We start from the raw sequence: 13,287 nt of genomic DNA, 5'->3' as shown, positions 1-13,287 counted from the left end.
GTGCTACGCGGTGTGCAGGCGCAGGGTGCGTACCCCGCCGCCGGTGAGCAGTTCGACGATCCGTTCGCCGGCCGGCTTGCGGACGGCCGCGCCGCACTCGGGGCAGGTGAACGAGTAGAACGTGGTGCGGCTGCTGGCACCTATCGCGAGCAGCAGCGCGCTCGCGCCCAGTTCGAAGCGGCCCCGGCAGTCCGGGCAGCCGGCCCGGAACAGGACCGGGCCCACGCTTCTCATCCCGGCGAACGCCGAGGCCACCGAGATGCCCCGCGCACCGGACGTCATCGTCTCGCTCACCGCTGCTGCTCCCGCCCCTCGATCGGACTCTCCTGCCGCCCCCCGGCAGTACCGGCCTGCTCGCCCGCGTCCATGCCGTCGTACGCCGTCAGCGCCTCGCTGGCCGCCCGGCGGGCGCTGTCGGCCAGCTCCGGGGGCGAGACGATCCGGCCGTCGCGGCCGAGCCGCAGGGCGAGGCGTCTGAGCGAGGCCGGGTCGGGCGTGCGCAGGGTGATACGCAGCCCGCCCTCGGGAAGTTCATCGGCGCTGTCGTGCGGGTAGTACTCGGCGACCCAGCGCCCGCCGGGGCCGACCTCCACGACGACCTCGGGATCCTCGGCGGCCGGCTGCACCAGCGCCTCCGACAGGTCCCGCAGCTCGATCTCGGGCGGCGCGGACGGCTCGTCGAGGATCTTGATCTCGGCGACGCGGTCCAGCCGGAAGGTGCGCCGGGCCTCGGAGCGCCGGCACCACGCCTCCACATAGGTGTGGCCGACGGAGACGAGGCGGATCGGGTCGATCTCACGCTCGGACAGCTCGTCGCGGGCGGGCGAGTAGTAGCGGATCCACAGCCGGCGGCGCTCGGAGATCGCCCGGTCGACGTCGGCGAAGACGCCGCCCTCGGACTCGAAGGTCACCGAGAGCCGGGCGCTGGCCCCGGCGGCCTCGCCCGCGGCGGCCTCCACCTTGGCGGTGGCGCGCAGCAGCGCCTGCCGGTCGCCCTCGCGCAGACCCGGCAGCGTGGCCACCGCGCGCGCGGCGACCAGCAGGGCGGTCGCCTCGTCGGCGGCGAGCCGCAGCGGTTCGGCGGCGTCGGCGCCCAGGGCGGCCGGGTTGTGCCACCAGATGCGCTCGCCGTCGGTGTCGATGTCCAGCAGATCGCCGCCGCGGAAGCTGGTGCCGCACATGGGCAGCACGTCGAGGTCGGAGACCAGTTCGTCCTCGGTGATGCCGAAGGCGCGTGCCACGTCCTCGATCCGCGCGCCGGGGCGTTCCCTGAGGTAGGTCACCAGGGAGAGCATCCGCCGGGTCTGGTCGATCGCGTTCGCCGGCCTGACCGGTTTGCCTGCCACTGTGTTGCTCGCTCCCCCTCAGCCCTTGGCCACGGCTCGCAGCCGGTCCACGACGTCCGCCCGCAGCTCGGCGGGCTCCAGCACCACCACGTCCGGCCCGAACTCCACCAGCCAGGCGTCCAGCCCGTGCCCGTACGGAATCTCCAACTCGTCCCAGCCGTTCCCGAGTTCCCGGACGGCCGCGGCTTTCGCCCGCAGGGGGTAACCGGCGCCCGCGCGCAGCCGGATCAGGGCGCTGCGGTCGGCGCTCTCCCCCGCCCAGCTCGCGACGGTCTCACGGACGGTGACGACGTCCGGGACGGGCGCGGTGAAGCTCGTGCCGCGCGAGCGGACCTTGCCGGTGATCCGCGACAGCCGGAAGACGCGCTCGGCGCCCCGGTCGCGGTCGAACCCGGCCAGGTACCAGTGGCCGCGCCAGCACTCCAGCGCCCAGGGCTCCACGAGCCGGGGCTCGGGCCGGGCGGCGGTGGCCTTGCGGTAGTCGAAGACGACGGGACGGCGGTCGCGCAGGGCCAGCATCAGCGGTTCGAAGGCCGCCTCGTGCACGGGGATCCGCGGTTCCAGCGCGCCGTGCGCCTCGTAGGGGTCGACGTCCTCGGGCAGGCCGGCGGCGCGCAGCTTCTGGAGGGCGCCGCTGGCGGCGCCGGCGAGCCGGGCCTGCTGCCACACCTTGGCGGCGAGCCCCAGGGCGGCGGCCTCCTCGGCGTCGAGGGTGATGGGCGGCAGCCGGTTGCTGTCGCGGCGGGCGAGGTAGCCGATCTCGCCGTCGAGGCTCTCCACGGTCTCGATGACCAGGCCCAGCTCGCGCAGATCGTCCTTGTCACGCTCGAACATGCGGTTGAAGGAGTCGTCGGAGCCGGCCTCGAGGTACGCCTCGACGGACTCGCGCAGCTCCCGCTTGCTGAGCGGCCTGCGCGTCCCGAGCAGACACAGCGCGAGGTTCATCAGCCGCTCTGCCTTGGCAATGGCCATCGACGCCCTTCGCCTTCTTCCCGGTGCTCACGACCCGACGACTCGGTGCTTACGAGCGACGACCGTACCGCTCCGCGGTGTCCTGACAAAAGCCGAGGGCCCATGCCCGGACAGGCATGGGCCCCAGGTGGTCACGACCGGTCGCACTCCGGTCGCCTCCCGGTCGTACGACGGTCGCCGGGCGATCAGACCGCGACGATCATCTTTTGATGATCTTTGATGATCAGACCTTGATCAGGTCCACGACGAAGATCAGCGTCTCGCCGGGCTTGATCGCCGGGGTGGGGCTGTGGTCGCCGTAGGCGAGGTGGGCGGGGATGGTGAGCTGGCGGCGTCCGCCGACCTTCATGCCCTGCACACCGCGGTCCCAGCCCTTGATGACCCGGCCGCCGCCGAGCGGGAAGGTGAACGGCGTGCCGCGGTTCCAGCTCGCGTCGAACTCCTCGCCCGTGCTGAAGGCGACACCCACGTAGTGGACGGTGACGTTCTGCCCGGCCTCCGCGACGGCGCCCTCGCCCTCCCAGATGTCCTTGATCTCCAGGTCCGCCGGGGGCTCGCCTTCGGGGAAGTCGATCTCGGGCTTGTCGATGCTCACTTCTTCTCTCCTTGTTGCGTGACGTGCGTCGGGAACAGCCTGTCAGACCCGGGGGTCAGACCGTGCCGAGGATGTCCACGACGAAGACCAGCGTGTTCTTGGCCAGCTCGCTGCTGGGGTTCGCGCCGTAGGCGAGCGCGGGCGGGATCACCAGCAGCACCCGGTCGCCGACGTTCTTGCCGACCAGGCCCTTGTCCCAGCCTTCCACCACGGAGCCGGTGCCGATCTGGAAGGCGGTGGCGCCGCCGTGGTCCCAGGAGGAGTCGAACTTCTTGCCGTCCTCCCACTTGACCCCGGTGTACTGGGCGATCAGGCCCTGTCCGGCCTCGACCTTCTTGCCGTCGCCCTTGATCAGCACCTGCTCCTTGAGCGTGGTGGGTGCCTTGACGCCCTTGGGGATGGTGATGGTGGCCGCCTGCTGCGGCTTGGCCTCGACCTCGGGCATGCCGGCGGCCGGGGGTGCCTGCTCGCCCTTGACCTCGGCCTTGGCGTCGACGGCGGTGCCGCCGACCGGGTCGACCACCCAGATCAGCACGTCGTCGGCGGAGATCCCGGAGGCGGTGTTGAGGTTCTCGCCGATCAGGTCGCCCGCGGTGCCCTGGACCAGGATGCGGCTGCCGGGCTTCTGGCCCTTCACCGCGTCGAGGACCTTCTCGGGCAACTGCTGGCTCGGCTTGCCGATCTGCTCGACGGCCTGCCTGCGGGGCGTGTCACCGGTGGCCGCGTCGGTCCAGGTGCCGCCGAGCTGCTGGTCGTCGCCCCACTTCTCGACGGTCCAGTCCAGCCGCACGAACTCGGAGTCCTTGATCGCCGTACCGCTGCCCGGCGTGACCGTCTTGACGACGGTCTTCTCGGACGGGTCGGTGTCCTTGGGAATCGTGATCTCGGGCTTCGCCCCGGCCTTGCCCGAAACCTCGGCGACGCCTCCCGAGGTGTCGCCGTTGTTCCCGTCGTCCGATCCGCACGCGGCGGCGGTGAACAGCAGGGCGGGAACGGCCAGCATCGCGGCCAGGCGTCGTTTCATGGTGTGGTTCATCCGTCCAACTGGGATCGGGGGTGGGGGCAATGGCCGCCACTCTACGACCTGTGCGCGCCGGGGGCAGATCAGCACGCGACACGCCGCCGCCCGGACCGGTGTACGGCCCGGGCGGCGTTCACGCGTGCACGGCTCCGCGGGGCGGAGGGTGCGGTGGGTCAGGAGGCCGAGTGGCCGTCCAGCGAGCGGAGTTCACCGAGGAACTTCGCCCGGTCGGCGCGGGCGGCCGGTCCGCCGTCGTGCGCGCCGTCCGCGTAGGTGGCGTCGACGACGGTGTCACCCGCCTCCCGGTAGAGGAAGTTGGGCGTCAGCGCCGGGGCGCTCTCGGAGTCGACGGCCTCGTAGGCGCTGCCGAAGACGACGAGGGAGGCGCCCTTGGTGAAGACGTTCTTCGCCGGGGCCTCCCCGATCTCGTAGCGGACGCCGTCGGCGGTGCCGCCCATCGACCGCAGGACGACCTCGGCGCCCTTCTTCAGGCCGCCCTTGTGGACCTCGTCGACCCGGACGACGACGGGCGTGTAGACGACCTCGAAGGTCGATCCGTCGTCGAGCACGTCCTTGGCGTACACATCGGGACGCGTCTTCACGACCGTGCCCTCGAAGACGTTCTCGTTGAGCGGGAATGCCAGGGCGGCCTCGGGGCTGCTGTCGACCGCGTACGGGTGGCCGGATATGACCCGGACCGGCTCGGCCCCGTCCTTCTTCGCGGCACCGGACCCGCTGTCCGTGCCGGTTCCCGCGCAGGCCGTGGCGCCGAGCACCAGCAGGGCGACGGCGGCCGCGGCACGGGCCGCGGCGCGCGGCCTCGTCGTGCGAACTGCACTCATCTCTTGGTCTCCCCCGTTCAGTAGATGGCCGTGACGCCGGCGATGTCGTCGCTGTTCAGCGAGCGCCGGGTACCGCTGTTGATCGCCGTCATGACCGACTTCTTCTCGGCGTCGGTGTACGCCGTGCCGTCGGTGCAGTGCGGCGACCAGGGGTGGGCGAGTCCGGTGAAGTGACCGATCTCGTGCACGGCGACCGTCTGCACGTCCGCCTTGCCGGCGTTGATGTCCTGGCTGCCGTTGACCCAGGTGAACCGGTTGGACAGGTACAGCGTGCCGCCGTTGTGGGTGCTGCCGGAGCGCTGGGCGGAGGCGTAGCCGGGCGCGCTGCCCATGAGGCTGGTGTAGCTGTAGGACGCGCGCCAGGCGTAGATCTGCCAGCCGCTGGTGTAGACGGGCGCGTTGTAGCGCAGCGCGGAACCGCTGCGGTTCCACTGCGCCAGCCCGCCGTTGAGCCCGCTCCTCAGCCCGCTGGGGAACGTGGTGTTGGCGCCGATGGTCTTCGCGTTGGCGGTGCTGTTCCACTTCGTCATGCCGGTGCGGCAGTACGCCTCGGCGGGCGAGGCGGTCACTCCCACCAGCGCTGTCGCGGCGACGAGTCCCGCCGTCCCGAGGACGACCGCCGTTCGGGCATGTGTCGTGACTGAGCGCACAATGAGCCCCCGTTGTGTGTCGATGCTTCTGACGTCCCCCGTCGGGACATCACAGCGAGCCGTCAGCCCGGTCATGGCCATGACGACTGGCCAGAAATTAACACCAACTCGCCCCGCCTGCACCCGAATTGACAGAGACGCACGGAAAAGCCCGGTGCCCGGAGGCGACGAACACCTCCGGACACCGGGCCTGAACCGGCTCACACACGCACCACCGGCTCACATACCGGCGATCAGCTTCTCCACCCGGTCGTCCACCGAACGGAACGGGTCCTTGCACAACACGGTGCGCTGCGCCTGGTCGTTGAGCTTCAGATGCACCCAGTCCACCGTGAAGTCCCGGCGCTGCTCCTGGGCCCGGCGGATGAAGTCCCCGCGCAACCGCGCCCGCGTCGTCTGCGGGGGCACCGACTTGCCCTCGAAGATCTTCAGGTCGTTGCAGATCCGGGTCGCCTGCCCCTTGCGCTCCAGCAGGTAGTACAGACCACGACGACGGTGGATGTCGTGGTAGGCGAGGTCTATCTGCGCCACCCGCGGATGCGACATCGTCATGTTGTGCTTGGCCCGGTACCGCTCGATGAGCTTGTACTTCATCACCCAGTCGATCTCGGTGCCGATCCGGTCGAGATCCTCCGCCTCGATCGCGTCCAGCGTCCGGCCCCACAGCTCCAGGACCTGATCGACCGTGCCCGTACGGATCCCGCGGCGCTCCACGAAGTCCACGGCCTTCTCGTAGTACTCGCGCTGCACCTCCAGCGCCGACGCCTCACGGCCGCTGGCGAGGCGCACCTTGCGCCGGCCCGTGATGTCATGACTGACCTCACGGATCGCCCGGATCGGGTTCTCCAGCGTCAGATCACGCATCACCGTGCCCGCCTCGATCATGCGCAGCACCAGATCGGTCGCACCGACCTTCAGCAGCATGGTCGTCTCGGACATGTTCGAGTCCCCGACGATGACATGCAGCCGCCGGTACCGCTCGGCGTCCGCGTGCGGCTCGTCACGGGTGTTGATGATGGGTCGCGAACGGGTCGTCGCCGAGGAGACGCCCTCCCAGATGTGCTCGGCGCGCTGGCTGACGCAGTAGACGGCCCCACGAGGCGTCTGGAGCACCTTGCCCGCGCCGCACAGAAGCTGCCGGGTCACCAGGAACGGGATCAGGATGTCCGCGAGCCGGGAGAACTCCCCGTGCCGCGCCACCAGGTAGTTCTCGTGGCAACCATAAGAGTTGCCCGCCGAGTCGGTGTTGTTCTTGAAGAGGTAGACGTCGCCCGCGATTCCTTCCTCGTGCAGGCGTCGTTCCGCGTCCACCAGGAGTCCTTCGAGAATGCGCTCGCCGGCCTTGTCGTGGGTGACCAGTTCGGTCACATTGTCACATTCCGGTGTCGCGTATTCCGGATGCGAACCCACGTCGAGATACAGGCGGGCGCCGTTCCGCAGAAAGACATTGCTGCTACGGCCCCATGACACGACACGGCGGAAGAGGTACCGCGCCACCTCGTCAGGCGACAGGCGGCGCTGTCCCCTGAACGTGCACGTGACGCCGTACTCGTTCTCCAGCCCGAAAATGCGGCGGTCCATGACTGAACATTACGCCCGATCCCCTGAACTGAAACGGGGTTCGGCAGCACGGTTTGGATCATTTTCCGATGAAGCCGCAACGACCCCGCATTCCGCGGGCACCCCCAGTACCCTGCCCGTGACCAGCAAAACCACCAAAGCCACCGCACCCGCCACCCCCGGCAGAGCGAACCCCCACCGCGCCCCGCCCGCCTCGACCACCGGCCCCGCCAGAGCCGTCCCGGCCGACGCGCCCACCGTGAACATCGTCACCAGCCACGAGAACGCCTCCGTCACCGTCCCCCGCGGAGCATGCCGGTCCACGATCACGAACGCACACGCCAGCACCGGCGCCAGAAACACACCCGCGAGCACCGCCAGCCCCACCATCGCCACCGGCCCGGGCATCAGCGTCAACGGCAGATAACACACCGCCAGAAACGCCACCAGCACCCGCAGCCGCCGCTCCGGCACCCCGCTCCACCGCCGCGCCCCATACCCCACACCACCCACCAGCGCACCAAGCCCCAGCGCCGCCATCAGCCACCCGTACACCACATCACCGCCATGAGCATCCGCGTACGGCACCGCCGCCACCGTGATCGACCCCATCGCGATCCCCACCCACAGCAACGCCCCCAACAGCACCAGCAGCCCCGGCGACCGCAACGCCCCCAGCCAGTGCGCCTCCCGCGGCGCCGACCGCCACGCCCGCGACGGCGCCGACACCACCACCGACAACGCCCCCAGCACCCCCACACCGTTCAGCACCAGCAACGCCGCCCGCTCCGACCCCAGCGCCACGCACAACGTCACCAGCAGCGGCCCCACCGTGAACATGACCTCCTGCGCCACCGCGTCCATCGAATACGCCGTGTGCACCTGATCCTCCCGGCGCAGCACCGACGGCCACAACGCCCGCAGACCCCCCTCCAACGGCGGCGTGAACAACCCCGCCGCCCCCACCGCCGCATACGCGAGCAGCAGCGGATCCAGCCCCGTGAACGCGAACACCGCCATCGCCAGCGCCGACACCACCGCCGCCGGCAACTGCACCCGCGGCTGCCCGTACAGATCCACCAGCCGGCCCAGCAACGGCTGCCCCACCGCGTTCGCCACGCCGTACACCGCCACCAGCGCCCCGCCCAGGCTGTACGTACCGCCCTCGGCCCGCACGAACAGCATGATCGCGATCGCCGACGTCGCGTTCGGCAGCCGCCCCACCAGCGTCCCGCCCAGCAGCCGCGCGGCATGCCGCGCCCTCAGGATCTCCCCGTACCCCGCGAAACCAGCGGCCACCGGCCCGCCTCCGTCGGCTCGCCCGGAACGGCGGACCGACCCGGGGTTTTACGTATAACGTCTCTTGTCATACGTACCATGTGCGCTGTTCACCAGTCCAGACGAAGGAGCAGCACCCCGGTGGCCCGAGGCACCCGACCCACCAGCCGCGACGTCGCCCAGGCCGCCGGCGTCTCCCAGGCCGCCGTCTCCCTCGTCCTCGGCGACAAATGGCGCGGCCGCGTCTCCGAGACCACCGCCGCGCGCGTCCGCCAGGCCGCCCGCGACCTCGGCTACCGCCCCAACCTCGCCGCCCGCAACCTCCGCCTCGGCCACACCCGCACCGTCCTCCTCGTCGTCCCCGCCCTCACCACCGAATTCTTCGCCGGCGTCTACACCGGCGCCGCCCGCGTCGCCGCCGCCCACGGCTTCGGCGTCGTCCTCTACCCCTCCCCCGAAGGCGTCGGCCCGGCCCGCGACCCCTTCGCCTCCGCCCAGGCCGCCCTCGACGGCGTCATCGCCTCCTCCATGGCCGCCGACGCCCTCACCGCCATCCGCGGCGACCAACTCCCCCTCGTCATGCTCGACAGCGACCCCACCGGCAGCCTCGGCGCCGCCACCGTCAACCTCGACATCACCGACGGCATCCGCCAGATCACCGACCACCTCCTCGGCCTCGGCCACCGCCACTTCCTCCACCTCGCCGCCGACATCCCCTCCTGGACCTTCCACGTCCGCGCCCACGAACTCGCCCGCCGCCTCACCGCCGTCCCCGGCACCACCCTGCGCACCGCCCCCGCCGCCATCACCATCGACGACGCCCGACGCGCCGCCGAAACCGCCCTCACCACACCGGGACCCCGCCCCACCGCCATCGTCTGCGACGACGACAAACTCGCCGCCGGCGCCTACAAAGCCCTCCGCCGCCTCGGCCTGCGCATCCCCGACGACCTCTCCGTCACCGGCCTCGACGACCTCGCCCTCGCCACCGCCCTCGACCCCGAACTCACCACCGTCCGACTCGACGCCGAACAATTCGGCGAACGCGGCATGCACGCCCTCCTCGCCGTCCTGGACGGCCGCGAACCCGACGCCGGAGACATCCCCGTCCAACTCGTCCTCCGAGGCTCCACAGCCCCACCCAGCACCCCCTGAACGCCACCCGGCCCCTGAAAAGCCCCGCGCCCCGGCCGACGGACGACCGGGGCACAGAACACACCGCACAAACACTCACCAACAGGACACGACGCCCCGCACCGCGTCACTCCTCACCGGAACCCTCCTCCTCGGAACTCTCCGCCTCCGACTCGGCACCCCCCGCAGCCAGCAACCGCGACAACTGCGGACCCACGATCCGCTTGAACTTCCGCGACTGCGGACGCGTCCGGTCCAGCACCGCCACCTCCAGCCGCTCCGCGGGAATCTCCCGCTGCGTACCGTTGGTGTCCCGCGACAACGCCTGCACCGCCAGCTTCAACGCCTCCGCCAACGTCATACCGTCCTGATGACGCTGATCCAGATAACTGCTGATCTGCTCCGCGTTACCACCGACCGCCACCGAACCGTGCTCGTCCACGATCGAACCGTCGTGCGGCAGCCGATAGATCTGATCCCCGTCCGGCGTGGCACCCACCTCGGCCACCACCAGCTCCACCTCGTACGGCTTCTCACCCGCCGACGAGAAGATCGTCCCCAACGTCTGCGCGTACACGTTCGCCAGACCACGCGCGGTCACATCGTCCCGGTCATACGTGTAGCCCCGCAGATCGGCGTACCGCACACCACCGATCCGAAGATTCTCGTACTCGTTGTACTTACCGGCGGCCGCGAAACCGATCCGGTCATAGATCTCACTGAACTTGTGCAACGCACGCGACGGGTTCTCACCCACGAACACAATGCCGTCGGCGTACTGGAGCACCACCAGACTGCGGCCACGAGCGATGCCCTTGCGCGCATACTCCGCGCGATCCGCCATCGCCTGCTGAGGAGACACATAGAACGGAGTCGACACCGGTTATCCGTCCCTTTCTGTCGAAGTCACTGGATCACCTGCGATGAGAAACGGCCCCGCCCCTACAGCAGAGCGGCACGCGGCCCGTCCGGCTGCTCCAGCCGGCGCGCAAGAATCACACGGGCGATCTCGGAGGACTCCTCCTCCGTCAGCCTGCGGAAACCACTCTCGGTGATCACCGTGATGATCGGATAGATCCGGCGCGCGACATCCGGACCACCCGTCGCCGAATCGTCGTCCGCCGCGTCGTACAGAGCCTGCACCACCAACGTGGTCGCCTGCTCCTCGGTCAGAGCGTCATGGAACAGCTTCTTCATCGCACTCCGCGCGAACACCGAGCCCGAACCCGTCGCCGCGAAGTTGTGCTCCTCCGAACGGCCACCCGTCACGTCGTACGAGAAGATCCGCCCCTTGCCACGGTCCACATCGAACCCCGCGAACAACGGCACCACCGCCAACCCCTGCATCGCCATGCCCAGGTTGGAACGGATCATCGTCGACAGCCGGTTCGCCTTGCCCTCCAGCGAGAGCTGCGCCCCCTCGACCTTCTCGAAATGCTCCAGCTCCAACTGGAACAGCTTGACCATCTCGACGGCGAGACCCGCCGTGCCGGCGATACCGACGGCCGAGTACTCGTCCGCCGGGAACACCTTCTCGATGTCCCGCTGCGCGATGACATTGCCCATGGTCGCCCGCCGGTCACCGGCGAGCACCACACCGCCCGGGAACGTCACACCGACGATGGTCGTCCCGTGCGGCGCCTCGATCACACCCTGCGTACGGGGCAACTGCCGGTTGCCCGGCAGCATCTCGGGCTGATGCTCGGAGAGAAAGTCCATGAACGAGGACGACCCAGGCGTCAGGAAGGCAGCCGGTAGACGCCCGGTGCTACGAGTGTTGGCTTCCACGCGTTTCCTTCCACATATGTCGCAGCCCGCCTTATGGCATCGGGCCGATCCTTGAACTGCCCCAGTGCGGCATTGCAGCTGAAGCACAGTACGCCTCGGACCCTACCCGTCTGATGGCAGTGATCCACATGTTCGGCCGGAGCGGCCAGACATATACAGCAGACGCCGCCCTGAGAGGCGATCAATTCGTCGCGCTGGGCTTCGGTGATGCCGTACTGGCGCATCAGATGATCCCGCCGCCCCCGCTCGGCCCGGCACGCCTTGCACCGCGTCGACAGTCCGTCCGAAGCGGTCGCGTTGCGGTGCCAGGCGTCGTGCGGCTTGATCTCTCCGCAGGTCCGGCAGAGCTTGTGGCCCGCCGGGACGTCCACCTTCTCCCGGACCTTCTTCCCCAGGGCCTCCCGGCGCCGCCGGTAGTGCGCGGCGCTGTACTCCGCCACGCACTCCCGGCAGTGCACCTGGAGGCCGTCCCGCCGGTTCCGGTCACGCGCGAACGCCGCAGGCGGCAGGTCCCGCTCGCATTTCCGGCAGTGCTTCGCGTCCGGCTCGTCCGCCACCCTTACCCCCGCACCTTCATTTCGAAGGCGAAAGCGACCTACTAGGCCCTACTCGCCACCTTTTTGCACGAAGGACCTCACGAAATCCTCGGCGTTCTCTTCGAGTACATCGTCAATTTCGTCAAGAACGGAGTCCACGTCGTCGCTCAGCTTTTCCTGGCGCTCCTTGAGGTCTTCGGAGCCCTGCGCCTCGGTCGTCTGCTCCTCGGTCTCTTCCGTGGAGCGCGTCGCCTTCTGCTGTCCGCCGCCGGTGTCCTTGGTCGCCATAACCTTCACCCCGCTCAGTTCGCCCGACATGGTCGACAGGTCGGCATTCCTGCCGATCGGTGATGATCAGACCCTACAAGGCGGGTCCGACATCGGCCCCGCAGTTGTTCCAACGTACGAGGGCCATCTCGATGATTCCCTCGCGGCAGGATTTCCACCCTGTCCGCAAGGGTGCGTGCTGTGGCTCGTTCAGCCGCCCGACAGGACCCTGACCAGGTCTTCTGCCGTGCGGCAGCGGTCCAGGAGCGCCTTGACGTGATTTCGCGTTCCGCGAAGCGGTTCGAGGGTTGGGACGCGCTGGAGGCTGTCGCGGCCGGGGAGGTCGAAGATGACCGAGTCCCAGGAGGCCGCGGCGACGTCGTCGGCGTACTGCTCCAGGCAGCGGCCGCGGAAGTAGGCGCGGGTGTCCTCCGGGGGCTTGGACCGGGCGCGCTCGACCTCGGCCTCGTCGAGGAGCCGCTTGATGCGGCCGCGGGCCACGAGGCGGTTGTAGAGGCCCTTCTCGGCGCGTACGTCGGCGTACTGGAGGTCGACGAGGTGGAGGCGTGCGGCGTCCCAGTCGAGGTCGTCGCGGCGGCGGTAGCCCTCCATGAGCTCCCGCTTGGCGACCCAGTCGAGTTCGCCGGCGAGGCTCATGGGGTCGTTCTCGAGGCGCGTGAGCGTGTCCTCCCAGCGGGCGAGGACGTCCTTGGTCTGGTCGTCGGCGTCGGCGCCGTAGCGCTCCTCCACGTACTTGCGCGACAGCTCGAAGTACTCCATCTGGAGCTGGACGGCGGTCAGTGTGCGGCCGCTGCGCAGCGTGACGAGGCGCTTGAGCGTGGGGTCGTGGGAGACCTGGTGGAGGGTGCGTACGGGCTGGTCGACCGCGAGGTCCACCGCGATGAAGCCGTCCTCGATCATGGAGAGGACCAGCGCCGTGGTGCCGAGCTTGAGGTAGGTGGAGATCTCGGAGAGGTTGGCGTCGCCGATGATCACGTGGAGGCGGCGGTACTTCTCGGCGTCGGCGTGGGGTTCGTCGCGGGTGTTGATGATGGGGCGCTTGAGGGTGGTCTCGAGGCCGACCTCGACTTCGAAGTAGTCGGCGCGCTGGCTGAGCTGGAAGCCGTGTTCGTGGCCGTCCTGGCCGATGCCGACGCGTCCGGCGCCGGCGAAGACCTGGCGGGAGACGAAGAAGGGGGTGAGGTGGCGCACGATGTCGGAGAAGGCGGTTTCCCGCTTCATGAGGTAGTTCTCGTGCGTGCCGTAGGAGGCGCCCTTGTTGTCGGTGTTGTTCTTGT

General features: G+C 69.5%; 15 protein-coding genes. 1 reads left to right on the top strand and 14 read right to left on the bottom strand.

The annotated features are described in order from the left end of the window. Positions 1 to 3: 3 nt before the first annotated feature. From G6W55_RS26515 to G6W55_RS26475, 9 genes are all read right to left on the bottom strand, one after another. Positions 4 to 294 (bottom strand): hypothetical protein, encoded by a 291-nt coding sequence (locus tag G6W55_RS26515; protein WP_085208284.1) that lies wholly within the window; start codon positions 292 to 294, stop codon positions 4 to 6. Continuing rightward, the gene (locus tag G6W55_RS26510) at positions 291 to 1,346 is read right to left on the bottom strand and encodes a YafY family protein (protein ID WP_175523329.1); all 1,056 of its coding nucleotides are present in this window, start codon (positions 1,344 to 1,346) and stop codon (positions 291 to 293) included. The genes G6W55_RS26515 and G6W55_RS26510 overlap by 4 nt, the downstream gene beginning before the upstream one ends. Before the next feature lie 18 nt (positions 1,347 to 1,364). After that, a complete protein-coding gene (locus G6W55_RS26505; protein ID WP_175523328.1) occupies positions 1,365 to 2,318 on the bottom strand; it encodes a YafY family protein in 954 nt (317 codons plus the stop codon). Between the two features lie 223 nt (positions 2,319 to 2,541). Further along, complete coding sequence (locus tag G6W55_RS26500) at positions 2,542 to 2,913, bottom strand: FKBP-type peptidyl-prolyl cis-trans isomerase (RefSeq protein ID WP_030795519.1); 372 nt, start codon at positions 2,911 to 2,913, stop codon at positions 2,542 to 2,544. A 55-nt stretch (positions 2,914 to 2,968) separates the two neighbouring features. Next, positions 2,969 to 3,949 (bottom strand): FKBP-type peptidyl-prolyl cis-trans isomerase, encoded by a 981-nt coding sequence (locus tag G6W55_RS26495; RefSeq protein ID WP_175523327.1) that lies wholly within the window; start codon positions 3,947 to 3,949, stop codon positions 2,969 to 2,971. A gap of 158 nt (positions 3,950 to 4,107) precedes the next feature. Next, the gene (locus tag G6W55_RS26490; RefSeq protein ID WP_175523326.1) at positions 4,108 to 4,776 is read right to left on the bottom strand and encodes a hypothetical protein; all 669 of its coding nucleotides are present in this window, start codon (positions 4,774 to 4,776) and stop codon (positions 4,108 to 4,110) included. 17 nt (positions 4,777 to 4,793) lie between these two features. Then, positions 4,794 to 5,426: a matrixin family metalloprotease gene (locus G6W55_RS39455; protein WP_175523325.1), complete on the bottom strand. Its 633-nt coding sequence runs from the start codon at positions 5,424 to 5,426 to the stop codon at positions 4,794 to 4,796. Between the two features lie 219 nt (positions 5,427 to 5,645). Then, entirely contained in the window at positions 5,646 to 7,007 is a 1,362-nt protein-coding gene (gene pafA / locus G6W55_RS26480; RefSeq protein ID WP_030795508.1) for a Pup--protein ligase, read from the bottom strand. Positions 7,008 to 7,016: 9 nt separating this feature from the next. After that, positions 7,017 to 8,285, bottom strand: coding sequence for an MFS transporter (locus tag G6W55_RS26475; RefSeq protein WP_175523324.1), 1,269 nt, complete (start codon positions 8,283 to 8,285; stop codon positions 7,017 to 7,019). 78 nt (positions 8,286 to 8,363) lie between these two features. Between G6W55_RS26475 and G6W55_RS26470 the strand changes: the two genes are divergently transcribed. Then, positions 8,364 to 9,419, top strand: a complete 1,056-nt coding sequence (locus G6W55_RS26470; RefSeq protein ID WP_217687389.1) for a LacI family DNA-binding transcriptional regulator — start codon at positions 8,364 to 8,366, stop codon at positions 9,417 to 9,419. Between the two features lie 106 nt (positions 9,420 to 9,525). Here G6W55_RS26470 and prcA read toward each other — a convergent pair whose 3' ends face one another. The 5 genes from prcA to dop form a co-directional block, all read right to left on the bottom strand. Further along, positions 9,526 to 10,278 (bottom strand): proteasome subunit alpha, encoded by a 753-nt coding sequence (gene prcA / locus G6W55_RS26465; RefSeq protein WP_175523322.1) that lies wholly within the window; start codon positions 10,276 to 10,278, stop codon positions 9,526 to 9,528. Between the two features lie 62 nt (positions 10,279 to 10,340). Continuing rightward, entirely contained in the window at positions 10,341 to 11,186 is an 846-nt protein-coding gene (prcB, locus tag G6W55_RS26460; protein WP_175523321.1) for a proteasome subunit beta, read from the bottom strand. After that, positions 11,138 to 11,743 (bottom strand): endonuclease VII domain-containing protein, encoded by a 606-nt coding sequence (locus G6W55_RS26455; RefSeq protein WP_175523320.1) that lies wholly within the window; start codon positions 11,741 to 11,743, stop codon positions 11,138 to 11,140. The genes prcB and G6W55_RS26455 overlap by 49 nt, the downstream gene beginning before the upstream one ends. 48 nt (positions 11,744 to 11,791) lie before the next feature. Next, on the bottom strand, positions 11,792 to 12,010 hold the full coding sequence (locus G6W55_RS26450) for a ubiquitin-like protein Pup (protein WP_030795495.1): 219 nt from the start codon (positions 12,008 to 12,010) through the stop codon (positions 11,792 to 11,794). Between the two features lie 189 nt (positions 12,011 to 12,199). Next, positions 12,200 to 13,287: depupylase/deamidase Dop (gene dop, locus G6W55_RS26445; protein WP_175523319.1), on the bottom strand; the 1,088-nt coding region annotated here is incomplete at its 5' end.

The sequence above is a fragment of the Streptomyces sp. CAI-85 genome (genome assembly GCF_013363615.1).
GTDB lineage: Bacteria > Actinomycetota > Actinomycetes > Streptomycetales > Streptomycetaceae > Streptomyces > Streptomyces antibioticus_B.
This window is presented reverse-complemented; position numbering and strand designations above follow the sequence as displayed.